Here is a 23,702-nt window from a genome sequence, read left to right as displayed (position 1 = left end):
AATGAAAAAGAAAACCAGTACCTTTGATTTAGTTCTTACTGCCATTTTTTTGGGGATTATGATCTTAATGGCATTAGTTCCTTTTTTGGGATTTATTCCCATTGGTCCAATCAAAGCAACCACCATGCATATTCCGGTAATCATTGCATCGATTCTTTTGGGACCTAGACTAGGTGGTTTTTTAGGAGGTTCCTTTGGGGTCATCAGCATCATTAACTCGACCTTCAATCCTACTCCGTTATCCTTTGTATTCTCCCCTTTTATTCCAATTATCGGAACGAATCAGGGGAGTTGGAAAGCCCTAATTGTAGCGTTGATTCCCCGCATCTTGATTGGTGTGGTGCCTTACTTTGTTTTTAAAGGATTCCAAAAATTAACCAGAAATAAAACACCGATTTCGTTATTTATCGCCGGTGTCGCCGGTTCGTTAACAAATACGATTTTAGTCATGAATCTGATTTATTTCTTATTTCAATCAGATTATGCACAAGTTATCAAACAAGCTGGTTCTGCTATCTACGGGGCAATTTTAGGTGTGATTTTTACCAGTGGCATTCCTGAAGCAATTGTTGCCGGAATTGCAACTGCGGCAGTTTCTGCCGTATTACTTCGCTTAATGAAAAAAAATCGAATCGACAGCTATTAAAAAAACTTCTTCTATGTAAAGAGAAACTGCAAAAAGCAGGTCTCTTACACAGAAGAAGTTTTTTAATTACACTTCCTCACCAATAATCCGGACTTCCGTTTCTAGGGTGACATTAAATTTTTCTTTGATTACTTGTTGGATATGGGCAATCAATTCTAAATAATCCGTAGCAGTGGCGTGATCGATATTCACGATAAAGCCTGCATGCTTTTCAGAGATTTGCGCACCGCCCCATTTCAAGCCTTGCAAACCGGCTTCTTGAATCAATTGACCCGTGAAATGACCCTCAGGACGTTTGAAGACACTGCCGCAAGAAGGATATTCCAACGGTTGTTTTGATTGGCGCATTTCCGTTAATTCAGCCATTCGCTCGCTGATTTTTTTCGGGTCGCCCACTGCTAATCGAAAACGAGCCCGCAAGATAATAGCATGTAATTCCTGTACTTGGCTGTGACGATAAGAAAAATCCATTTCTTCGTTGGTAAAGGTTTTGACTTGACCATCCTCCAGTAACACATCACAGGATTCAAAAACATCTTTGATTTCTCCCCCGTATGCTCCGGCATTCATGAAAACTGCACCGCCCACACTCCCAGGAATACCACAGGCAAATTCAAAGCCTGTTAATGATTCCTGCAAAGCGGCATAAGTGGTATCAATCAGTTTTGCGCCGGCTTCCACTTCCACCAAGGCTTCTTTCACGGTAATTTTGTTCATTCCTGACAGCATGATTACTAGTCCGCGAATGCCACCATCACGCACGATCAAATTGCTGGCATTTCCCAAAACCATCCAAGGGATTGCTTCTTCCCGACAATAATTGACCAACTGCTCTACTTCTTCCGCAGATTCAGGAAAAGCCAAAATATCTGCCGGTCCACCGGTTTTAGTAAACGTATAATTCATCAATGGTTCATCAATTAAAAGTGTGCTTTCTGGAAACACACGAACGATTTTTTCTTTCACTAAAATTTTCCCTTCTTTACAGATATCTCACTCATTTTAGCATGAGAAGGAAAAACTGACCACCCCTACAGCAGATGGCGCTCATGCTCCTGCAGCATTTGTTGACACAATTCATGACTGAGAAAAACATTTTCTTGTCGCATGATTGCAAAATTAGTGGTTTTTATTCCTTCGATAAAGCTTTCCACTAATTGTTCAAAGCCTCGCTTATACAGCGTCGTCTCCCAATCGCCAAAAGTTGTGAGGGTTTGTTGGGTGCTAAATGTTTGCAGATTAGTCAGATCCGTCAATAGATGGGTGGCTTGTGGACTGGTCACTTGATACAATTCTGTATTGGCGCCGCTTCGTAAATCCATTGTCAACAAAGCCGTCGAATCTGCCGTTTCCAGTTGCAGCGTTGCTGTTTCTAAAAAACCATCCGTTTCCCGAATGCGGCTGCTTACTTGATGGATAGGACCATCCAACAAATACACCGCAGTATCGATGACGTGTAGGAATAAATCATAAATAACAAAAGCAGTTGATTCCTTTGCTGAAACCCGATTTTTCTGTAATAAAATCAAGCGCTTATCAGGAATTTCTTTTAATTTTTGAACCATCGGCGCAAATCGCCGATTAAAACCAATCATCAAGAAACACTTTTTATCTGCTGCGATTTGTTGCAATTCAGCGACCTCGGTTACCCGTTCACTAGCAGGTTTATCCATAAAAACATGGATGCCTTGTTCCAAACATTTTTTTGCAATAGCATAATGGCTGCTTGTGGCAGTGTGAATAAAAATCGCTTCGATTCCGACTGCCAACAGCTCTTCCAATGTTCCTACCATATTTGCTAAATGATATTTTTCTTTGATTTCCTTTTGTACCTGAGGGTTACGGGTAGCAAAATAAAACTCCCCTTGATTTTGTACTTTAACATAGGTGGGCAAATAGGCTTTCTGTGCAATATTCCCTAGCCCAATGACACCAATTTTCATAAAACTCACTTCCTTCGATTCTGATACTTTCATCTTACCCCATTTTTGGTTAAAATAGGGGACAGAATGACTGGAGGGTTTATGGTGAAATTTATTTCTTGGAACGTCAATGGTTTACGAGCAATCGTCAAAAAGAATTTTATGGAGGCATTTGACGAGTTAGAGGCGGATTTTTTTTGCCTGCAGGAAACGAAATTACAAGCAGGACAAATTGAGTTGGATTTACCCGGTTATCATCAATATTGGAATTACGCCGAGAAAAAAGGTTATTCCGGCACTGCAATTTTTGCAAAGGAGCCTGCCTTGAGCGCAACTTACGGCATTGGAATTCCTGAGCATGATACAGAAGGTCGGGTCATTACCTTGGAGTATCCTGAATTTTATTTAGTCACCTGCTACACGCCAAATTCTCAAAATGAATTGCGGCGCTTGCCTTATCGCATGACTTGGGAAGATGCATTTCGCGACTATTTGAACCAGCTAAAAGAAAAAAAATCAGTGATTCTCTGCGGTGATTTGAATGTTGCCCACGAACCAATCGACTTGAAAAATTGGAAGACCAATCAAAAAAATGCTGGGTTTACACCAGAAGAACGAGAAAAATTCTCTACTTTACTGGACAACGGCTATATTGACAGCTTTCGTTATTTTTATCCAGAATTGGAAGGCGTCTATTCTTGGTGGAGCTACCGTTTCAACGCTCGCAAAAACAATGCCGGATGGCGAATTGATTATTTTGTTACCTCTGCTGACCTAAAAGAAAAGCTGACCGACGCAAAAATCCACACAGAGATCTTTGGCAGTGATCATTGTCCAGTGGAGTTGGATGTTCGCTTTCAATAATTCCTTAAGTTTTATAAAAAAATCTTTTGCCGACAAGGAAATTGTGCTAGATTACAGTCGGAGGTGACCGTGATGAATTTTATCGCAATGGACTTTGAGACAGCCAATCATCAGCCTTACAGTGCCTGTTCGTTGGCGCTGGTCATGGTCCGCAACAGTCAAATCGTCGGAGAATACTATTCCCTGATCCAGCCGGAAACCCCTTTTTTCTGGCGCAATATTCAAATTCATGGGATTCATCCCGAAGACGTGGCGACTGCCCCAAAATTTCCAGAAGTTTGGCAGCAAATCCAACAATACTATAATTTAAACAGCTTAATCGTTGCCCATAACGCCGGGTTTGATACTGGTGTGTTGGCGGGCTGTCTTGATTATTATCATTTGGAACAACCGAGTTATCTTTCCTTATGCACTGTCCGGACAAGCCGAAAATTGTATCCGGAATTTCCAAATCACCGCTTGAATACAATGTGCCAACAATTACACATTCCATTGGAACATCATCATGATGCGTTGGAAGACAGCCGTGCGTGTGCAAAAATTCTTTTGCATCAGGAAGAACAATTTGGAACAGCTCCGCTAAAAAAATTGGTATTAGTAAAATAAGCCAAAAAGCACAAAAATTACCAAAATTGGTAACTTTTGTGCTTTTTTACTTTTCTGTTAGTCGATTAATCGACTCATTAAATAAACATCGAGGAATTCTCCCTCACGGCTGCGGGCACCTCTTGGCAGCGTGCCTTCAATAGTAAACTCAAACCGTTGATAAAGGCGCACTGCTCGCTGATTACGCACCTGCACGGTTAATTCCAGCCGACGAATAATCTGAGTCTCCTGTGCCCACGCCAAAAGTTCTTCCATCATGACACTTCCCAAACCCATTCCCCAGAATTCTTTTAAAATGGAGATTCCTAATTCACCGATATGTCCCACTCGCTCATTGCTTTCTGCAAGAACCGAAGCCAAGCCAACAATCTTTCCGTCCACCAAAGCAACCAGTGACACATTATTGGGACTTTCTTGAAAAGCGGTCAATTGCAGTGCCAGTTGTTCTGTCGTTAGCTGCATACCTGTTTCATCCATAATCAAAAAATCTGTTTCTCCACCGATGCGTCTAGTAACTGCTAATAATTCTGCCGCATCTTCCGGCTGGCTTTCGCGAATAACCACGTCAACTTCTTCACGCATCTTCTTTGGTCCATTCTGCTAAAATCCGAGTTTTAAAAGCTTCCGCCTGTGGGCCGAAAGTTTTTAACTGGAAGGTACGCTTTTCGAGATCCTGCTGATCCTTAAGTAAAATTAACTCCAGATAATCTTGCGGCAATGCCTCCTTCAGCATATTGCCCCATTCAATGACGGAAAGTCCATCTCCTTCAAAATATTCATCCAATCCTAAATCATCCGCGCCATATTCTACCCGATAAACATCCATATGGTACAGTGGCAGTCGCCCATCTGGATATTCTCTGATAATCGTATAGGTAGGACTTTTAATCATTTGGGTGATTCCAAGACCTTTGGCAATCCCTTTTGTCAGTGTCGTTTTTCCAGCGCCCAAATCACCAGTCAAAACCAAATTATCTCCGGCTTGAGCGACTCTACCGATTACTTCTGCCAATGTTTCCGTTTCTATCGGATTTTTTAATGTCATCATGAGCAAGATTCCTTTCTGCATTTCTGTTTTAGAGTATAGCTTGCTAGGAAAAAGAAAGCAAAAAAAACGCCAAAACCGCGACGAGCGATTCTGGCGCTTCAATGATTTGTTTTAGTTTTCCATCAAGGTTTGTGCAGCTGTAATGATCGAAAGTTTGTAAACATCTTCTTCATTGGCACCACGAGACAAGTCAGAAACAGGTTTGTTCAAGCCTTGTAAGATTGGTCCAATCGCTTCAAAATTACCGAAACGTTGAGCAATTTTATAGCCAATGTTTCCTGATTGCAATTCTGGGAAGACAAAGACTGTTGCTTCACCAGCAACTTCTGATTCAGGTGCTTTTAATTGTGCAACTGCCGAAATGTAAGCTGCATCAAATTGCAATTCGCCATCGATTTGATAATCAGGAGCTAATTTACGAGCGATCTGAGTCGCTTCAGCTACTTTATCCACTTCAGGTGCTTTGGCTGAACCTTTTGTTGAGAAACTTAATAAGGCAACTTTTGGTTCAATGCCGAATAATTCAGCTGTTTTTGCAGAGTCAACAGCGATTTCAGCTAATTCTTGTGCAGTTGGATTCACGTTGATCGCACAATCTGAGAAAAGATATTTTTCTTGGTCACGACCACGAACCATCAAGAAAGCGCCACTTGTACGACTTACGCCAGGTTTTGTTTTGATGATTTGCAATGCTGGGCGAACTGTGTCACCAGTTGAGTGAACGGCACCGGAAACCATACCATCTGTAATGCCCATATAAGTCAACATCGTACCGAAATAGTTTACGTCTTGCAGGATTTTTTCGGCTTGTTCTTTGGTTGCTTTGCCTTTACGACGTTCAACAAAAGATTCCACCATTTCATCCCAACGATCAAAGTTTGCTGGATCGATAATTTCAAAATTATCAGTAGTAATTCCACGAGCAGAAGCTGCTTTCGCAATTTCTTCTTTTGAACCGATCAATACTGGTTCCACAAGTTCTTCTGCTTTTAGACGTGCAGCTGCACCTAGGATACGGGGATCTGTTGCTTCTGGGAAAACGATTTTAATAGTACGACGAACGATCTTAAATTTTAAACTGTCAAATAATTCCACGAGTATATACCCTCCTGATTTTTTTCTTCCAATCCATCATACACCATCTTGAAAAGAAAGGACAGTTATTTTAGCTGTACTACTAAAAAACCTTGAAATTCGTTACTTTTTTCACGTTCCGATGGTTTTATTATATAACAGAAAACGCTATCCTATTACACTGTATCAGGCAATTGCCAATCGATTGGTGTTTCGCCAAATTTTTTCAGTCCTTCATTGGTTTGAGAAAAAGGGCGGGAACCAAAGAAGCCGCGATGAGCAGATAACGGACTTGGATGTGGTGATTTAATGATCAAATGTTTTGATGTATCAATCATTTTTTCTTTTTCCTGTGCCGGTCTTCCCCACAAAATAAAAACGATGGGTTGTTCCCGCTCGTTTAGTTTTTGAATGATGGCATCTGTCAATCGTTCCCACCCCTGTCCACGATGAGAATAAGCTTGTCCCTCTCGAACCGTCAAAACAGTGTTCAACAATAAGACCCCTTGTTTCGCCCAACTGGTCAGGTAACCGTGATTAACAGGTTTAACACCGACATCCGTTTGCAATTCTTTGTAAATATTTTGTAACGAAGGAGGAACTTTGACCCCCGGCTGAACGGAAAAAGAAAGTCCGTGGGCTTGATTAACACCGTGATAAGGGTCCTGCCCTAAAATGACCACCTTCACTTTTTCATAGGGAGTCAATTCCAGTGCTTCAAAAATGTGAAACATATCTGGATGAATCTTTTGTGTTTGGTATTCCTGTTTTAAAAATTGATGCAGTGCCCGATAATAAGGCCGGTCAAATTCACTTTGTAAAATATCTTGCCAACTATTGTGAAGAATCGTTTTCATGGAGCGCTCCTCCTTATTTGTTTTCTTAACTCTAGCGCAACTTTTTTCGAGAAACAAGTCCTGATTCGCCACTCATTTTAAAATATTTTGTGGTAAACTAGAATTGACAACAAAAGAGGACGGTGCAACAAGAATGATCAAATTAATCGCTTCTGATATGGATGGCACATTATTGGATTCGCAAATGCAAATTTCAAAAGAAAATGCGGCGGCTATTCAATATGCCGCCTCAAAAGGAATTGAATTTATGGTAGCTACGGGACGAAACCGACCGGAGGCATTGCCTGCACTGGAAGCTGCCGGCATCAAGTGTGCCATGATCAATTTGAACGGCGCACAGGTTTTTGATAACGAAGGAACTTCCCTTTTCACAGTTCCGATTGCAAAAAATAAAGTCCAAACGATTTTGGAATTACTGAAGGAACACCATATTTACTTTGAAGTAGCCACAACTAAAGGCTTATTTTCGGAAAATCAGGCACAACGAATCGAAAATTTTGCTTCCCATATTGCAGAATTAATGCCTCATTTGACCCATAAAATGGCGATTGCCATGACTTCTGCCCGCTTGGAATTTTTACCAATCACTTACGTTGAAAGTATTACTTCCTTATTGGAGCAGGAAGATCTTGATGTACTGAAAATTATCTGCATCCATTCTGAAGGCCCCGCCGTGTTAGGTCCAGTGGCTGCTTTAATCGATGGCTTCGGTGAAGTGGTGGTCACTTCTTCCGGCCAAAATAATATTGAAATCAACCATCGGGATGCGCAAAAAGGAATCGCTGTTGCTCATGTCGCAAAAGAACGGGGCATTGATTTGTCAGAAGTTATGACTATTGGTGACAATTTAAACGATGTCAGCATGATTCAAATGGCTGGTGTCAGCTTTGCGATGGGAAATGCCGCTCTTGAATTGAAGGAATACGCCCGCTACCTGACGGACACAAATCTAGAATCTGGTGTCGGCAGCGCGATTCGCCGAGCGATTGATGAAAACCTGTAGACCCTTTTTGAAGGAGGAACAGCTATGTCTGAATTTTTTATTCAAGACAAACAACTAAGCCAAGTGACCCGAACGATCGTCAAGGACGAAAAAGGGAAATCTCTTTTCTTGATGGTCGGCCGCTGGGGAACAAAAGGCGATGCCTTGTCTTTGTATGCCATGAATGGAGAATTAGTTGCCAGCATCAAACAGATCAGCTTTACCTTTGGCACCCGCTTTGAATTGTATAGTGATTTTCAAAAAGTTGGGACGCTGCAAAAAATATTTAATTGGCCGGGAGATTTTTATTACATCCAACAGTTACATTGGACGGTCCAAGGAGATATTTACAATCATCAATATGCGATCCACCATTTTAATCATCAAATTATGACCATGGATAAAGCCAGCTTTCTAACGGGAGATTATTATGTCTTGAATGTCACAGAAGATGCCGATGCACCGGTTTGCATTTGTATCGCTGCGGTCATGGATTATTGGCTTTACAATCGTAAAAAAAACAAAAAGCGCTCTTCTTTTTTGAATTACTCACCAACCAATTAAAAAATGGCTGCTCCTCACGGGAAGCAAGCCATTTTTTTAGATTTCTGAAATTTTCTTTTGCATGTGATCGTATAGATGACCACTGATCATTTTTTGACCAACGACTTGGAATCCTTTACGTTCATACAAGCGTTTGGCATTTGGATTGCCGCGATCAACACTCAGCCCAATCGTTTTCTTCTGGTCGCGAAGTGCCAATTTTGGTAACGCATCGAGTAATTGTGAGCCGATCCCCTTGCCGCGAAATTCTTCTGCCACACTGATTGAATCCAAGTACCATTCATCAGGAAAGGTTTCCGGATCAACGAATAATTTTGTTTCTTCTTTGATGCCATACTTTTTCAATAATGGTCGCAAGGGTTCATCAATCAACGGCTCTTCCTTGTCGGGATAGCCGAACGCCACACCGGCAATTTTCCCATCAATTTCATTGACTAATCCATGGGTAAAACCGTAACGATAATCCGGCAACGTCACCGCCTCTGCCAACGCCTTTGTCGTCAGTTCTTCTCCGTATTCCTTCACAAAAGGCAATTCCATATCCTTTAAAATCACGAGAATCAGCGGTGCAATCGCTGCACCATCTTCTTTTCTAGCAAAACGAATCATAAATAACAAGCTCCTAACAAATTATTAGTTGTTTAATAATAAAATAGTAACATATTATAACGCTTTTTTCAAAGTATCAGTGGGCGTGGGTTTTTCATTTACCCGATTGCCAAGATCCCTGTCGCAAATAAGGCGAAAGAAATAAACCCGGTCGCAGAAACAAAAATAATCGCCAGATGCTCCAGCTTTTGTTCAGCTAACTTTAATTCTTGCTGCTTTCCAGCGTAGAGGAAAAATAAAACACCGGGAATATACAAAACAGAGACAATCAGCACTTCTTTGAATGCAACGAAAAAGATCGCCCACAGCAAGAAAAGGCTGACTGCTGCCCCAATCATGAATTGGCGTTTTTCTTTTCGCTGATAGGACAGTTTCATTTGATACAATCCAAGAAACAGCCAGGTGAAAAATATGGACGCCGTACCGAGGGTATAAGCAAAATTATACGCTTCATCTGTCACTAAAAGAGATAAGAGAAACAGATTCGTGCAGATTGTCGTCACTACGATGGCAAATGTCGGTGCCCCTTTTTGATTGACCTTCTGCCAGCTTTTTGGCAACAATCCATCTCTTGACATGTTGCGCATTGTTTCCACCGGCAAAATCGTCCAAGAGAGCCAAACACCAATCAAAGAAACAATTAAGCCACCATTGATCAAAATTGCTCCCCATCTACCAACCATTAATTCAAATAAATACCCCATCGCTGGTTGGGTTTGAATCGACGCCAATTCTTCCGTAGTTAAAATTCCATAGGGCAAAAGAGAAATCAGCATATAAACAACCAGTAAACCGATCAGACCTAAGACCGTCGCTTTTCCGACATCTGTTTTTTTTCGTGCTCGTGAACCAACGGCCGATGCTCCTTCAATTCCAACAAAGACCCATAGCATCACCATCACACAGCCCATCACCTGATGCTCAAAAGGAAGCGATAATCCCGCAGGTCCAAGAATATTGCGGCTTGAAAAATTTTCCAAAAAAAGGGTGAGATCAAAACGAAATAGGGCAATAAAGGCAAAGATTGCTAAAGGAATCAACTTACATAGTGTTACGATGGCGTTGACGATACTGGCATTTTCCACACCACGATTGACCAACCACGCATACAGCCATAACAACACCGTACTTAAAATAACTGACGATTTGTTTTGTCCTCCTTGAAATATCGGAAAGAAATAACCTAACGCACTCATCAGCAATGTAGCAAACGCCACATTGCCCAGCCAACAGGTCAACCAATATCCCCAGCCACTGATCAAGCCGGCAAAACGACCGAAACCTGCTTCAGCATAACTGTAAATTCCGCCATTTAAATCCGGACGCTTTTTATTCAAATTATTAATAGCTAAGGAAAGCAATAACATCGACCCACCTACCAACAGCCAGCCCATCAGTGCCGGTCCACCAGCAGCCCCCGACAAATCAGTCATGATTCCAAAAATTCCACCGCCGATTGCTGAACCGATCACTAATCCGATTAAAGGAATCAAGCTGATTCCCGTCACTTTCTTGTTGCGTATTTCTTTCATATAAAAAACATCCTCTCGTCACTCTTTTTTTGCAACGCTTACATTTATTATAACAAACCCAGATTTTTTTGTGTTATAAAAATGAAATTAATTTAAAAAAATCCACGAAATAGTTTATCCAAAGTTTTTTTCGATTCCGACATGCTATAATGGCTCAGAGGGAGGATGTTTTTATGACACTTACGATTTTATATATCTCTATTTCAGGAAATACCCGTTCATTTGCACAACGATTGCAAAAATATGCCCAAGAACACACAGCAGACGAAGCGCCTGTAATCCAATTAAAAGAAATTCACGAAAATTCTGTTTTGGCCGCTGAAACGGCTCCTTTTTTTGTTTTCGTTCCTACTTATTTAGAAGGTGGCAATGGCGTAGACAACGGCGACCACGAAATTTTGACAGAAAGTATGCGGGACTACCTTGCATTTCAAGAAAATTACCGCTACTGTCTCGGCGTCGTCGGCAGCGGCAATAAAAATTTCAATCGACAATATTGTCTGACTGCTAAACAATATGCCCAGCAGTTTCAGATTCCTTTTTTAGCAGATTATGAACTTCGAGGAACAAACGAAGACCTTAAAACCATCTATAAGGTTTTGACAGAAGCTGCAGCAAACAAAAATACGCTAGAAAATTCTTAAATTTAATGGTATAAATACATATCGTTAACTGATTTGTAGGAGGTCGTTGGTATGTTTCAGCTATTGCAAACCTTTGTGTCTGTGTATGAAACAAAAAATTTTACTCAAAGTGCAGAACGTCTTTTTCTTTCACAGCCGACGGTTTCAGCACAGATAAAAAAATTGGAAGATCAACTTGGTGTGATCCTTTTTTTACGCAATGGCAAACAGGAAATTGTGCCGACAGTAGAAGCCGCCTTTTTGTATCCCCGCGTCTTACAGATTTTGGAAGAATGGCAGGATACGGAAAAACGTTTGATTGATCATGAAAATTTCCGTGAACGCTGTGTAATCGCCTGTTCTCATACCTGTGCCATCTATTTTCTGCCAAAATTTTTGCCGAAATTAGTCGAACGCTTTCCATTGATTGATTTTAGTCTGCTGATGATGAATTCAGATGATGTCGTCCATCAAATGGAACAGAATAAAGTAGATATTGGTTTTATTGAAAAAGCAGAACGCAGTGAGGTTTTAGTCCAAGCTCCGATTTATAAAGATGAATTGGTCTTGGCCGGTAAAGCCGACTCCAAGTATTGGCTGTTGCGAGAAAATGATTCTGCCCTGCGCTTTTACAATGAGGTCTATCTGAAACAGCACAATTTGACGCCAAACATGATCTATGTAAACAATTCCGAAGCCATCCTAGCTCTTTTACGGGAAGGAATCGGGAAAGCAATCATTTCAAAATTATCTGTTGATTCTGGGATTACTTGGGAGCCTTTGAAAGAAAACAATATACGTGATTTTTTCCTATTAACCCATAAAGTGATTTTCCGCAAAATACTGATTGAAGTTGCAGAAGCAATTGAAGAAATTGTTGCAAAAATGAATAAAGAAAGCTTGGAATGACATGTCACAACTAACTTTTATCCTTAGTGCTCTTTTACTGGTGATTGCAGTAATCATCGGACTAACCATTCACAACCGTTTGAAATTAAGACAGCAGGTACAACGAAATTGGGGCAAGCAGCCTCACCAGACCCGCTTAGATAAAGAAGAAAGTTTGAAAAAAGCCTGGCAGATTGAAAAAAATTTCCATCAATGGGAAAGTGAAATCGATGATATTACTTGGTATGATCTTGATTTATACATGATTTTTGATTTAATCAATGCCACTTATTCCAGTGTTGGCTCCGAGGCCCTTTATCAACGCCTGCGAAATTTTGATTTTCAACAGGACGATTTGGAGAGTATCATTACTTTTTACAAAGAACAGCCAAAAGTCAGAGAAGAAATCCAATATCTGTTTGCCCAATTGGGAAAGCAGGACAATAATTTTACCAAACAGTATTTAGCAGATGGCAATCACAAAAAAATGGGGCAGCCTTGGCTTTATTTGTCGCTTGGATTCCTGCCTATCGCCAGCCTACTTCTTGCTCTTTTTCAGCCTTTTTTAGGCATTATGCTACTGATTGGTTCTGTACTTTTTAATACTTGTTTTTATTTGGTGAAAAAAAATCAATTGGATACCGAACTGAATAGTATGCGGTATCTGGTTCAAACAATTGCAACGGCTGAAAAACTCAGCAAGCTAAAAGGACCTTGGCAAAGCGAACTACAAACATTGGTGCGCCCCTTGAAAGCCATTGCTCATTGGGGATTTTCATTTCGTTCAAAAGAAGCCAGCGAAGCCGATTTATTGTTTGATTATCTTAATATGATATTTATGATTCCGTTCATTGCTTACAATGTGGTAATCAGCCGCATCAGCAGTCATTCCGATAAAGCAATCAAGCTATGGAATCTCCTTGGAAAATTAGAAGTTGCCGCTGCAATTTTAAATTTCCGAACCTTTATGCCATTAACCTGTCAACCTCAGTTTAAAGAAGGCGGCGTGTCAGCCGAGAATAGTTACCATCCGTTAATCAATGGTGCGGTCGCTAATCCTGTCAATTGGCAAAAAAATACGCTGGTCACCGGTTCCAACGCTTCTGGAAAATCTACCTACGTGAAAAGTATCGCCCTTAACTGTATTCTTGCACAAACCATCAATACAGCGATTGCCGAGAGCTTTACGTTGCAACGGGGACATGTTTTGACCTCAATGGCAGTGGAAGACGATTTATTCGAAGGTGACAGCTATTTTGTGGCGGAAATCAAATCTATCAAGCGCCTCTTGTCTCAGGTCGAAAAAGGCACCCGTTGCTACTGCTTCGTAGACGAAATTCTAAAAGGAACCAACACTGTTGAACGAATCGCCGCCTCTTCTAGCGTTGTCAGTTGGCTGGATAAATACCCAAGTCTTGCATTTGTGGCCACACACGATATCGAATTAACGGAAATTTTGAAAAACAAATGTGAAAATCTACATTTTGAAGAACAGGTTACAGAAGAAAGTGGCATCGCTTTTGATTATCTTCTCAAATATGGTCCAGCCACCAGCCGCAATGCCATCAATTTATTGAAAGTTCTCCATTATCCAACATCTCTTGTCAGCCAAGCTATGGAGGAATCCCATTATTTTGATGACCATCGAACATGGCAGATTATCGAATAAAAAGCACCAGACCAACGATCCATTTATGATCGAGGTCTGGTGCCTTTTTCTATTCAAAAAATGTTTGCTGCAGGCTGTATTGTTTTCCTGCTAAAATATCGTATTGAATCATTTGATAAGCCTGATAAATTTCTTCCTGCTGCTTGTTTAGCTGCATTTCTTTTTTCCACGTACCTTTTTGCTGATACATTCCCTTTTCAAAAGCGGGCAATTCTTTTTCCAATGCTAACAGCAATTCATAAAAACCAGTTGTTGGCTGTTGGGTCTGTTCCATCAATGTAGGAGCAAAATAAAAAGGACTGGTGATACTATCTTGGTCTTTTGTTAATTCATCTTTTGAATCATACATCAAAAATTGGGTTTCATGAAGGGTTGCACCAGCATTTTTCTCTTGAATCGCCTCCGAGTAGATGCCCGGCAGATGATCTCCCCAAAAAACTACCACCGTTCGTCGAGAAAGACTATCCAATTGTTGCAAGAATTCCTTTAATGCCTCACTACTGTAAGCAACATCTTGCAAATAGTTTTCCAATGATGCCGTGTTGTCATTGCCGGTTGCAGTGTATGGGATATTCTCATATTTGCCGTTATAAGGCATATGGGTTTGCATCGTGACTAAATGGACAAACTGCGGATCATCACTGTCTAATAGCGAAAGCACTTCTTTATAGGCGGATTCATCCGAAATGTAAGGATTTTTTTGAATTTTATCTGTATAAGTCATCGTGTCTTGATCCAAGAAAGAATCAAATCCTAATACATTGTACACATCTTTTCGTTTATACATTGAGGTATCGTAGGGATGGATCGCCGTTGCCTGATAATCCTTTTGTTTTAAAAAGGAAACCAGTGAAGGCAATTTTTCCAGCTTGGGAACCAATAATGTATAGGGCGTCGTCATTTGCGGATTGAACAATTCCATCGAAAAACTGGTCAATGCTTCAAATTCAATGTTAGCTGTTCCCCCACCATAATTTTGGGACAACATTTTTCCACTATAGGTTTTGTCAGCAACTTCGTAATAATCCTTCAACGGATCACCGGTAATCGTTAATCCCTTTAAATGACTAGGATCAGAAAAACTTTCACTCATCACGTAAACGATATTCGGCTTTTCCTCTGTACGATTTGCATTTTTGGTTTCTGCTTGTGCTTGGTACGTCTTCGTGATTTCTTTAATCGTTGCTTTTGAATAATTTTCCGGCTGATCCATAGGTACCACCCGCAAATTATAAAGAAAGCCACCAATAAAACCAGTATTGTAATAATTCATTTTCTGTGAATAGGGAATCCATAGTGCGGTTCGATTGTATGCCTTACGCAGTAGATTACTGGAACTGTTGAAATGACTGATATAAAACAAAGACAGCACTGACACTAACAGCACTGATCCTCGCCAAAACTGTGCTTTTTTTGACAAATGTCGGCTGCGGTAAATGCTCCAAATCAACGCGGCAATCGCCAAGGCTGCTAGAAGCAACACAAATACAAAAGCGCCAGTTCCGACCATTTCTCGTAATAAGCCCAATTGAGTCACCATTTTTAAATCATCGGGATAAATCGGTTCTTGGCGATAAATCATTTTTAAATGATCCGCATAGCCCAGCACACCAATCAATACCGTATAAAATAAAGCTGCAAAGCCTAACGACCCCGCCACACTTGCCAAAAAGCCATAAAAAATCAGCAACACCAAACTGCCTAAGAAAAATTTTTCTGTATGCCAAGAAAAAGCAAATTTCAGCGCCAGCGTAAGAGAATGATTGTTTTGACTCCATTGCAAATAAAGATTGCTGAGGATTACCAATGCCAGAATTGCTACTGCCAGTAGAATTTTTTTTGTTAAATGATATTTTTTCATGCCTCAAGTCCTAACTTTTTTTTCATTACTTTATGTATTTTAGTCGTTCCTATTTTGAAAGTAAAGGCAGAGAGCTGAACCCCCAATAAATTTTAAAAAAGGACGAGATAAAATCCACCGATTTTATCTCGTCCTTTTGTCGCTGTTGACGGAGTCTTCCCCAAAACTCCTATCTTTATTATAAAATAGGAGTTGTTATTAAGCAAAGTTTTTACTCAGAGACCTTATTTCCTTATTTCTTCCAAAAATCGTCCAGCAAACTGATAGGTAAATGACGTTTATGTTGCGTTTTTTTCCACCAATTTTCGATGATGCGCTGCGCATCCGGTGCTATTGTTTTTCCTTCAAGATAATCGTCAATCTCTTCATAGGTCACACCCAATGCCGCTTCATCTGCCAACAATGGCTTGTCCTCTTCCAAATCAGCAGTAGGGATTTTTAAATACAACGCTTCTGGTGCTCCCAATGTTTGCAAAAGCTTCCTTCCTTGACGTTTATTCAACCGAAACAGAGGCAAAATATCTGCACCGCCATCACCAAATTTTGTGAAAAAGCCAGTGATATTTTCTGCCGCATGGTCGGTACCAATCACGGCGCCATTTCTGGCACCGGCAATTCCATACTGAGTAATCATACGTTGCCGAGCTTTGATATTGCCTTTGTTAAAATCTGAGATTGAAATATTTTCCGCTTCTAAAGCAGCAACTTGTGCATCCACGGCTTCTTTGATATTTACTCGCAATTCATTATCCGCATGAATAAAAGCCAACGCTGCCATAGCATCCGCTTCATCCACCTGTTCACCATAAGGCAGACGGACTGCGATAAATTGATAGCTGTCATCCCCGGTCTCTACTCGCATCTCCTCCATTGCAAGCTGCGCTAAACGACCGGCTAAAGTTGAATCCTGTCCACCGCTGATTCCTAAGACAAAGGTTTTCAAGAACGGATACGCCCGTAAATATTCTTTCAAAAATTCCACACTCTTGCGAATTTCTTCTTCTGGATTGATTTGTGGTTGAACGCCTAATTGCTGGATGATTTCTTGTTGCAAAGTCATTCAAATACCCCTTTCTCCTGAGAAATTTTTGCCACTTGCTTGCGGACTTTATCCATCGTTGCCATTTTATGATTCCAACAATCTGTTGAAAGATCCACTGGATATTTTTGCGGATTCAAATCACGCTTATATTCTTCCCACAAGGAATCCAAGCAATCTTGCGCATAATTTTTGATATGTTCCAAATCAGGCAACGAATAGATTAATTTCCCATCAACAAAAATGTCCTGTAAAACAGGTCGTGCCACAAAATCCCGCACCGTTTTATTGATATAAGTATGCACAGGATGGAACATAAAAATCTCGCTTTCTTCCCGTGGATCTTCATCCCAAAGAGTGATGTAATCCCCTTCTGACTTGCCGTCTTTTTTGCGGGTGATTCGCCAGATTTGTTTCTTACCCGGAGTCGTTACTTTTTCCGTGTTGCTGGATAGCTTGATGGTATCAATCATTTGTCCATGCTCATCTTCAATCGAAACCAGTTTATACACGGCACCCAAAGCTGGCTGGTCGTATGCAGTAATCAGTTTGGTTCCTACTCCCCAGACATCAATTTTAGCTTTTTGCATTTTTAAGCTTAAAATCGTCGTTTCATCCAGATCATTTGATGCATAAATTTTAGCTTCCGTGAAACCTGCGTCATCCAACTGCTCCCGCACTTTTTTTGAAATATACGCCATGTCGCCACTATCGATTCGAACACCTAGAAAATTGATTTTATCTCCCATTTCCTTTGCAACCTTGATGGCCATCGGTACGCCCATCTTCAAGGTGTCGTAGGTATCCACAAGAAAAACACAATCTTTGTGGGTTTTGGCATAAGCCATGAAGGCATCGTAATCATTGCCATAGGATTGAACTAGCGAATGGGCATGGGTTCCACTGGCTGGGATACCGAAAATTTTTCCTGCCCGCACATTGCTGGTTGCATCGGCTCCGCCAATATACGCTGCCCGGGTTCCCCAAATTGCCGCATCAACCTCTTGCGCCCGTCGTGAACCAAATTCCAATAAAGGCTGCTCACCAATCACAGATTTGATTCGTGCAGCTTTCGTCGCAATCAACGTCTGGAAATTCACCATGTTCAAAATCGCGGTTTCCACCAATTGCGCTTGTGCCAAAGGTCCTTCTACTTGCAGAATAGGTTCGTTGCTGAAAACCAAATCTCCTTCTAAAGCAGAACGAACCGTACAAGTAAATTTAAATTCCTTTAAATAAGTCAGAAAGCCTTCCGGATAACCACCGACTTCCCGTAAATAATCAATATCTGATGAAGAAAAACGCAAATTTTCCAAATAATGGACCAGTCGTTCCAAACCGGCAAAAATCGCATAGCCGTGATTAAAAGGCATGTCACGGAAATAGCATTCAAAAACAGCATGACGCTCTGCTCTTCCCAACTCCCAATAAGTTTGCATCATGTTGATTTGGTATAGATCTGTGTGCAGTGTTAAACTATCGTCTTGATAAAGTTTTTGCATTGTTCTACTCCCTTGTTTATATTCTTGTGTCCTATTATAACAAAAAAAATTTATTTTCCTTCTTTTTATGTCTAAATGGTGGAAATTCCTTGAGAAGCGCTGAAATTTTTCTGAAAAAATGCGCAAATAAAAAATCGACCACCCAAATCGGGGCCGATTTCTATGTAAGTTTTTTTACTCGTTGTTAGGTTCCTTCTGATCCATTTCAATCAAAATAATGTCCTTACGAGGTTTGGAAAAGGAAAAGCCTGCTGCTTCCATTTCCTGTTTCACGTTGACCTTGATTTTTACATCCTTGCGATCTGCTTTTAGCAGCCGATGAATCACAGTATCGACCTCTTCTCGTTTGATCTTTTTCTTGCTATCGATCAAAACGATACGAATCTTATCAAAAGTATCTGCGTAAATAACATGGATACGATCTAATGTATATAGTTTATAATACTTGAAAGCTAAATCGTTGAAAATAAATTTCGTGATATTCGGATATAAATTCTCAAGATTCAGGTTTTTGTTGATTGGTGTTTCAATTAATTTCATAAATCATTTCCTTTCTTTGATTCTTGTACAACTGACAACAGTTTTCACTTCCGTTTGTTCTCTCCTTAGTATAACATAAAAAAAAGAAAATTTTTTTCTTGACCTTCTCGTTACGTCAAGGTTTATGCTATATATGTCAGGAGGAATTCACATGGAATACACCATCAATCATTTAGCAAAACTTTCCGGGGTCAGCAGTCGTACCCTGCGATATTATGATGAGATCGATTTGCTGAAACCGAAACGAATCAACTCATCAAATTATCGAATCTACGGAAAAGAAGAAGTCGATCGTCTGCAACAGATTTTATTTCTAAGAAAATTCGGTATCCGTCTGGAGGTCATCAAAGACCTGCTGCAGCAGCCAGATTACGATGTCACCGTTTTATTAGACGACCAGTACCAACGCCTGCTTGCACAAAAAAATGAATTGGAAAACCTTCTGAACACCTTAGAAAAAACCATTGATTATTACAAAGGAGAACACACCATGACAGACAAAGAAAAATTTGACGCTTTTAAACAAGAAAAACTACAAAAAAACGAAACGACCTATGGTGAGGAAATTCGTGAAAAATACGGTGAAGAAGTCGTTGCCCAATCCAACAAAAAATGGGCAGCTATGACCGAAGACCAATATGCTGCATTGCAAGAAGCAGAACAAACGATGATCGCTGCTTTAAATGAATTGCTGTCACAAGATGCAGTTGATTTAGATAGCCAAGAAGCAAAAACTGTTTTTGAAGCCCACAAAAAATGGCTGACGATTGCTGCTCCATATTATAATGCAGAATACCATCGAAATTTAGCAGACATGTATGTTGCCGATGAACGCTTCGCCAAATACTATAACGACCAAACCAGTCAAAAATCAGTTGATTTGATTCGCGACATTATTTATCACTACACCGCAAAATAGGAATTAGATGCCACTACTTTACATTAAACTTTAAACTAGCAAAAAATACTCCGAAGCCTGCACCGCCTCGGGGTATTTTTTTTTGCGATATCATCATGTTCGTGGAATAAAAGTATAAGGAATGCGAATCTGCTCCTGTCGATTTTCATAAAACAATCGAAAAGCAGCAGCACCACAAGCTGGTAAATGATGATCAATCGTAGAAAAATTCATAACCTGACTGATTAGAAGATTCTCTCTCCCGACTACCAGGGGCGAGGCTTCCTTCTCGTAACTCTTTTTTATGACCGCCGCAATTTCATCCCCATTAGTAAAAATTCCGTCCACTTTTCCATGGAAAAATTCTGCTGCTTGCAACCCATCTTCGGCAATCACACAATCCCAAAAAACCAACGAATCATCGAAAGCAAAAATCTCCTTACACAATTCTATGGTTATTTGGGAGTTGAAACTCATTTTGCCACTGCGTCCCAGCGTGACACCTAAACGTTGAACTCCTTGTGCTTTCATAAAAAGCAACGCTTCTTTAATAGAAGGTTTGCGATCAATAAACGCACTGGAAACGTTCGATCCGGGCAATTCTTCACAAAAAATAATTTTTCCATACTGTTGATAATGCAACACTTTTTCGAGCAAATTAGCACGAGAGGTAATAATCAGCCCGTCAAAGCCTTTCGCCGCGAACTCATCCAGATACCCCAACTCAACATCAGGATCATAATTTGTGGGCAGCAAAGTCACCTTGTACCCTTCTTTAAAAGCCGCTTGAATAATCCCGCTAACCAATTGATCAAAGTACGGATGGTCAGTAAATGGCACGATGACCCCGATATTTTTCGTTTTGCCATAGCTCAAATTTCGAGCCGTTCGGTTAGGAATATACTGAAGCTCCTTCATGATCGCCAAAACTTTTTGTCGTTTCTCTTCATTGACGTAGGGATAATCATTGATTACTCGAGAAATCGTTGAAACAGAATAGCCGGTTAGTTTTGCGATGTCGCGAATATTTGCCATAGCTTTTCACCTATCCATAAATACTTGTTTGTAAATAGTCTATCACACCTTTGCCACATTCAAAAAAGCGATACTCTTCGTTTTCATACGTAAAACACAACCGCTCAGAGCCAAAAAATTGTTCCATCCGCAATTCTTTGATTTCAGACAACTTGATTCGTTTGTGAATTGGCTTAATCAACCCTTGCGGACTCGTTAATTGCAAAACCTCATCTTTGATTGTCAGATAAACAAAATAGTAATCCACACCTAGCTGATCGTTGACTTCAATATACGTGTTCATTCCTCTCATCCTCCTTTTTCTTGAGTATAGAGTATGAAACGCGTATCAGAACAAGCAGTTTCTTTTAGAATCCACAAAAAAAGCAACTCGCTGGAATATGTTGTGTTCCTAGATTTATGCTATATCTGCTAAATAAACAATTAAACCATATGTTTCTTTATATTTTTAGGTATCATTACAACTTCAGTAGTTAAGTCTACTGGTATAAACGTGGTATCAATACACTCTTTCCAGTACGCTAAATGTTTTTTATCTATCCAATCCTCAGATTCTTCAACTTCTTGACCGCCTTTTCCCTGTACAGAATACCAGTACAGATATTCTTCTCCATCTACTACCTCTCTAAATATCGTTTCTATAAACATTTTTTCTTTTTCAAGAGTAATCAGCGTCTCTTCCATGTTCTCATTTAAAAATAGTAACCATTCATCTACTATTTTTGATTTTCCAGTTTTCACTTTAAAACGTGTCAGTTCAATATTTGGCATACTAAAACTCCCAAGATAAATAAATTTTTGATATTGCCACTATATCATGTTACATCTTTCAGAATCCACAAAAAAAGCCGCAAATTTTTCATTTGCGACTTTCCTGATTTCTTAGAAAATTACATCATACCGCCCATGCCAGTTGGGTCCATAGCTGGAGCAGCAGGTGCTGCTGGTTCTGGTTTGTCTGCAACAACTGCTTCAGTAGTTAATAATAAAGCAGCGACAGATGCAGCATTTTGTAGCGCTGAACGAGCAACTTTCGTTGGGTCAACGATTCCTGCTTCGACCATGTTTACCCATTCACCGGTTGCAGCATTGAAGCCCATGCCCAATTCTGCATGTTTTAATTTGTCGATGATTACGGAACCTTCGTAACCAGCATTTTCAGCGATTTGACGAACGGGTTCTTCTAAAGCACGAACCACGATTTTCACGCCAGTTTCAACGTCACCTGAAGCTTCAATTTGTGAAACTTTATTGATGACATTTACTAAAGCTGTTCCACCACCGGAAACCATGCCTTCTTCTACTGCAGCACGAGTTGCATTTAATGCATCTTCAATTCGCAATTTCATTTCTTTTAATTCTGTTTCAGTTGGCGCACCAACTTTAATAACTGCTACACCGCCAGCTAATTTAGCCAAGCGTTCTTGTAATTTTTCACGATCAAAATCTGATGTCGTGTCAGCAATTTGATTTTTGATTAATTGTACTCGAGAAGCTACGGCATCTTTTCCACCGGCACCTTCAACGATTGTTGTATTGTCTTTGTCTACAACAACTTTGCTTGCTTGACCAAGATTTTCGATTGTTGCATCTTTCAATTCAAGACCAAGATCTTCCGTAATTACTGTTCCACCAGTTAAAACAGCGATATCTTCTAACATTGCTTTACGGCGGTCCCCAAAACCTGGTGCTTTTACAGCAACTACATTAAAGGTTCCACGAATTTTGTTCAAGACCAAGGTTGGTAAAGCTTCACCGTCTACATCATCGGCAATAATCAACAATGGTTTTGATTGTTGTAGGATTTGTTCTAACAATGGTAATACATCTTGAATGTTTGAGATTTTTTTATCTGTAATCAAAATGTAAGGATTATCCAAAACAGCTTCCATTTTATCGTTGTCCGTTACCATGTATTGAGAAAGGTAGCCGCGATCAAACTGCATTCCTTCAACAACGTCTAATTCTGTTTCGATTCCTTTTGATTCTTCAATAGTAATAACACCGTCGTTGCCAACTTTTTCCATTGCGTCTGCAATGTAGTTACCAACTAATTCACTGCCAGAAGAAACAGCACCTACTTGTGCGATGGCTTCTTTTGAATCAACGATGGCAGAAATACTGTGCAATTCTTCAACTGCTGCTTTTGTTGCCAATTCAATCCCGCGGCGAATGCCTAAAGGATTAGCACCGGCAGTAACGTTTTTCAATCCTTCACGAACGATTGCTTGCGTCAACACAGTAGCAGTAGTTGTTCCGTCACCAGCGATGTCGTTGGTTTTTGAAGCAACTTCAGAAACTAATTTTGCACCCATATTTTCGAAATGATCTTCCAATTCGATTTCTTTGGCGATCGTCACGCCATCATTTGTAATCAATGGTGAACCGTAAGATTTTTCTAAAACAACATTCCGTCCTTTTGGTCCTAAGGTCACTTTTACTGTATTTGCTAATTTATCTACCCCGCGAAGCATTGCTGCACGAGCGTCTTCTGAGAATTTGATATCTTTTGCCATTTTTATTTCACCTCAAGTTTTTTTATTCTACGATTGCGATAATATCTTTTCCTGCTACAATCAAATATTCTTTGCCTTCAAATTTTACTTCAGTACCAGCATATTTTTCAAACATGACTTGGTCGCCGACTTTTACGGACACAGGATCTTTTTCGCCGTTATCTAACGTACGTCCTTCACCAACCGCAACAACAGCACCGGTTTGTGGTTTTTCTTTAGCAGCGGATGCTAATACGATCCCGCCAACTGTTTTTTCTTCCTCTTTTGCGACTTCAATGATAACACGATCGCCTAATGGTTTTAACACGATAAATCCCTCCATTAAATCTATACTTAATCTTTGATTAGCACTCTCGATTATCGAGTGCTAACCTACAAGATTTATATTACTCATTTTGTTTGAACATTGCAAGTTTTTTTGTCTACT

At 40.2% G+C, this 23,702-nt stretch carries 26 protein-coding genes; 9 read left to right on the top strand and 17 right to left on the bottom strand.

What is annotated here, in order from left to right:
- The first annotated feature begins 1 nt into the window (after position 1).
- Positions 2–646 (top strand): ECF transporter S component, encoded by a 645-nt coding sequence (locus BAU16_RS12025; protein ID WP_137605674.1) that lies wholly within the window; start codon positions 2–4, stop codon positions 644–646.
- Positions 647–712: 66 nt separating this feature from the next.
- Here BAU16_RS12025 and murB read toward each other — a convergent pair whose 3' ends face one another.
- Positions 713–1,612 carry a UDP-N-acetylmuramate dehydrogenase gene (gene murB, locus BAU16_RS12020; RefSeq protein ID WP_272927847.1) on the bottom strand — a complete coding sequence of 300 codons (900 nt, stop codon included), beginning with the start codon at positions 1,610–1,612 and terminating at the stop codon, positions 713–715.
- A gap of 65 nt (positions 1,613–1,677) precedes the next feature.
- A complete protein-coding gene (locus BAU16_RS12015) occupies positions 1,678–2,589 on the bottom strand; it encodes a Gfo/Idh/MocA family protein (protein WP_137605673.1) in 912 nt (303 codons plus the stop codon).
- Between the two features lie 84 nt (positions 2,590–2,673).
- Between BAU16_RS12015 and BAU16_RS12010 the strand changes: the two genes are divergently transcribed.
- Complete coding sequence (locus BAU16_RS12010) at positions 2,674–3,432, top strand: exodeoxyribonuclease III (RefSeq protein WP_137605694.1); 759 nt, start codon at positions 2,674–2,676, stop codon at positions 3,430–3,432.
- 72 nt (positions 3,433–3,504) lie between these two features.
- On the top strand, positions 3,505–4,038 hold the full coding sequence (locus BAU16_RS12005; RefSeq protein ID WP_048604032.1) for a 3'-5' exonuclease: 534 nt from the start codon (positions 3,505–3,507) through the stop codon (positions 4,036–4,038).
- Positions 4,039–4,095: 57 nt separating this feature from the next.
- Here BAU16_RS12005 and BAU16_RS12000 read toward each other — a convergent pair whose 3' ends face one another.
- The 4 genes from BAU16_RS12000 to BAU16_RS11985 all read right to left on the bottom strand — a co-directional run bounded on the left by BAU16_RS12000 (position 4,096) and on the right by BAU16_RS11985 (position 7,017).
- Positions 4,096–4,620, bottom strand: coding sequence for a GNAT family N-acetyltransferase (locus BAU16_RS12000; RefSeq protein ID WP_137605672.1), 525 nt, complete (start codon positions 4,618–4,620; stop codon positions 4,096–4,098).
- On the bottom strand, positions 4,613–5,086 hold the full coding sequence (gene tsaE, locus BAU16_RS11995) for a tRNA (adenosine(37)-N6)-threonylcarbamoyltransferase complex ATPase subunit type 1 TsaE (protein ID WP_137605693.1): 474 nt from the start codon (positions 5,084–5,086) through the stop codon (positions 4,613–4,615). The genes BAU16_RS12000 and tsaE overlap by 8 nt, the downstream gene beginning before the upstream one ends.
- 111 nt (positions 5,087–5,197) lie before the next feature.
- Positions 5,198–6,181: a phosphate acetyltransferase gene (gene pta, locus BAU16_RS11990; RefSeq protein WP_048604029.1), complete on the bottom strand. Its 984-nt coding sequence runs from the start codon at positions 6,179–6,181 to the stop codon at positions 5,198–5,200.
- Between the two features lie 155 nt (positions 6,182–6,336).
- Positions 6,337–7,017 (bottom strand): uracil-DNA glycosylase, encoded by a 681-nt coding sequence (locus BAU16_RS11985; protein WP_137605671.1) that lies wholly within the window; start codon positions 7,015–7,017, stop codon positions 6,337–6,339.
- 133 nt (positions 7,018–7,150) lie between these two features.
- Between BAU16_RS11985 and BAU16_RS11980 the strand changes: the two genes are divergently transcribed.
- Both BAU16_RS11980 and BAU16_RS11975 read left to right on the top strand, forming a co-directional pair.
- A complete protein-coding gene (locus tag BAU16_RS11980; protein ID WP_137605670.1) occupies positions 7,151–8,020 on the top strand; it encodes a Cof-type HAD-IIB family hydrolase in 870 nt (289 codons plus the stop codon).
- Between the two features lie 24 nt (positions 8,021–8,044).
- Positions 8,045–8,563 (top strand): LURP-one-related/scramblase family protein, encoded by a 519-nt coding sequence (locus tag BAU16_RS11975; RefSeq protein WP_048604026.1) that lies wholly within the window; start codon positions 8,045–8,047, stop codon positions 8,561–8,563.
- Positions 8,564–8,599: 36 nt separating this feature from the next.
- On the opposite strand, the gene BAU16_RS11970 is transcribed toward BAU16_RS11975, so the two are convergent.
- Both BAU16_RS11970 and BAU16_RS11965 read right to left on the bottom strand, forming a co-directional pair.
- On the bottom strand, positions 8,600–9,172 hold the full coding sequence (locus BAU16_RS11970; RefSeq protein ID WP_137605669.1) for a GNAT family N-acetyltransferase: 573 nt from the start codon (positions 9,170–9,172) through the stop codon (positions 8,600–8,602).
- 98 nt (positions 9,173–9,270) lie between these two features.
- Entirely contained in the window at positions 9,271–10,704 is a 1,434-nt protein-coding gene (locus BAU16_RS11965) for a basic amino acid/polyamine antiporter (protein ID WP_161527173.1), read from the bottom strand.
- Between the two features lie 173 nt (positions 10,705–10,877).
- On the opposite strand from BAU16_RS11965, the gene nrdI reads away from it, so the two are divergent.
- From nrdI to BAU16_RS11950, 3 genes are read left to right on the top strand one after another with little or no spacing between them, the layout of a single operon-like run.
- Positions 10,878–11,348 carry a class Ib ribonucleoside-diphosphate reductase assembly flavoprotein NrdI gene (nrdI, locus tag BAU16_RS11960; RefSeq protein WP_048604023.1) on the top strand — a complete coding sequence of 157 codons (471 nt, stop codon included), beginning with the start codon at positions 10,878–10,880 and terminating at the stop codon, positions 11,346–11,348.
- A 51-nt stretch (positions 11,349–11,399) separates the two neighbouring features.
- The gene (locus tag BAU16_RS11955) at positions 11,400–12,236 is read left to right on the top strand and encodes a LysR family transcriptional regulator (protein ID WP_137605667.1); all 837 of its coding nucleotides are present in this window, start codon (positions 11,400–11,402) and stop codon (positions 12,234–12,236) included.
- Position 12,237: 1 nt separating this feature from the next.
- On the top strand, positions 12,238–13,884 hold the full coding sequence (locus tag BAU16_RS11950) for a MutS-related protein (RefSeq protein WP_161527172.1): 1,647 nt from the start codon (positions 12,238–12,240) through the stop codon (positions 13,882–13,884).
- Positions 13,885–13,933: 49 nt separating this feature from the next.
- On the opposite strand, the gene BAU16_RS11945 is transcribed toward BAU16_RS11950, so the two are convergent.
- The 4 genes from BAU16_RS11945 to BAU16_RS11930 all read right to left on the bottom strand — a co-directional run bounded on the left by BAU16_RS11945 (position 13,934) and on the right by BAU16_RS11930 (position 18,826).
- On the bottom strand, positions 13,934–15,745 hold the full coding sequence (locus BAU16_RS11945; protein ID WP_137605665.1) for an LTA synthase family protein: 1,812 nt from the start codon (positions 15,743–15,745) through the stop codon (positions 13,934–13,936).
- A 232-nt stretch (positions 15,746–15,977) separates the two neighbouring features.
- The gene (gene nadE, locus BAU16_RS11940) at positions 15,978–16,805 is read right to left on the bottom strand and encodes an ammonia-dependent NAD(+) synthetase (protein WP_137605664.1); all 828 of its coding nucleotides are present in this window, start codon (positions 16,803–16,805) and stop codon (positions 15,978–15,980) included.
- A complete protein-coding gene (locus BAU16_RS11935) occupies positions 16,802–18,286 on the bottom strand; it encodes a nicotinate phosphoribosyltransferase (protein ID WP_048604018.1) in 1,485 nt (494 codons plus the stop codon). The genes nadE and BAU16_RS11935 overlap by 4 nt, the downstream gene beginning before the upstream one ends.
- Positions 18,287–18,460: 174 nt before the next feature.
- A complete protein-coding gene (locus BAU16_RS11930; RefSeq protein WP_048604017.1) occupies positions 18,461–18,826 on the bottom strand; it encodes a DUF1827 family protein in 366 nt (121 codons plus the stop codon).
- A gap of 151 nt (positions 18,827–18,977) precedes the next feature.
- Between BAU16_RS11930 and BAU16_RS11925 the strand changes: the two genes are divergently transcribed.
- Positions 18,978–19,745: a MerR family transcriptional regulator gene (locus BAU16_RS11925; protein WP_137605663.1), complete on the top strand. Its 768-nt coding sequence runs from the start codon at positions 18,978–18,980 to the stop codon at positions 19,743–19,745.
- Positions 19,746–19,838: 93 nt separating this feature from the next.
- Here BAU16_RS11925 and BAU16_RS11920 read toward each other — a convergent pair whose 3' ends face one another.
- The 5 genes from BAU16_RS11920 to groES all read right to left on the bottom strand — a co-directional run bounded on the left by BAU16_RS11920 (position 19,839) and on the right by groES (position 23,582).
- Positions 19,839–20,759 carry a LacI family DNA-binding transcriptional regulator gene (locus BAU16_RS11920; protein WP_137605662.1) on the bottom strand — a complete coding sequence of 307 codons (921 nt, stop codon included), beginning with the start codon at positions 20,757–20,759 and terminating at the stop codon, positions 19,839–19,841.
- 10 nt (positions 20,760–20,769) lie between these two features.
- Positions 20,770–21,042, bottom strand: coding sequence for a hypothetical protein (locus BAU16_RS11915; protein WP_048604014.1), 273 nt, complete (start codon positions 21,040–21,042; stop codon positions 20,770–20,772).
- Positions 21,043–21,182: 140 nt separating this feature from the next.
- A complete protein-coding gene (locus BAU16_RS11910) occupies positions 21,183–21,530 on the bottom strand; it encodes a DUF6176 family protein (protein ID WP_048604013.1) in 348 nt (115 codons plus the stop codon).
- A 119-nt stretch (positions 21,531–21,649) separates the two neighbouring features.
- Positions 21,650–23,275, bottom strand: coding sequence for a chaperonin GroEL (gene groL, locus BAU16_RS11905; protein WP_048604012.1), 1,626 nt, complete (start codon positions 23,273–23,275; stop codon positions 21,650–21,652).
- A gap of 22 nt (positions 23,276–23,297) precedes the next feature.
- The gene (gene groES / locus BAU16_RS11900) at positions 23,298–23,582 is read right to left on the bottom strand and encodes a co-chaperone GroES (RefSeq protein WP_048604011.1); all 285 of its coding nucleotides are present in this window, start codon (positions 23,580–23,582) and stop codon (positions 23,298–23,300) included.
- Positions 23,583–23,702: the final 120 nt, after the last annotated feature.

Source organism: Enterococcus sp. JM9B, assembly GCF_009933265.1.
In the GTDB taxonomy this organism is placed as follows: Bacteria; Bacillota; Bacilli; order Lactobacillales; family Enterococcaceae; genus Enterococcus_C; species Enterococcus_C songbeiensis.
The sequence above is the reverse complement of the archived record's forward strand: the minus strand, read 5'-3'. Positions and strand labels throughout refer to the sequence as shown.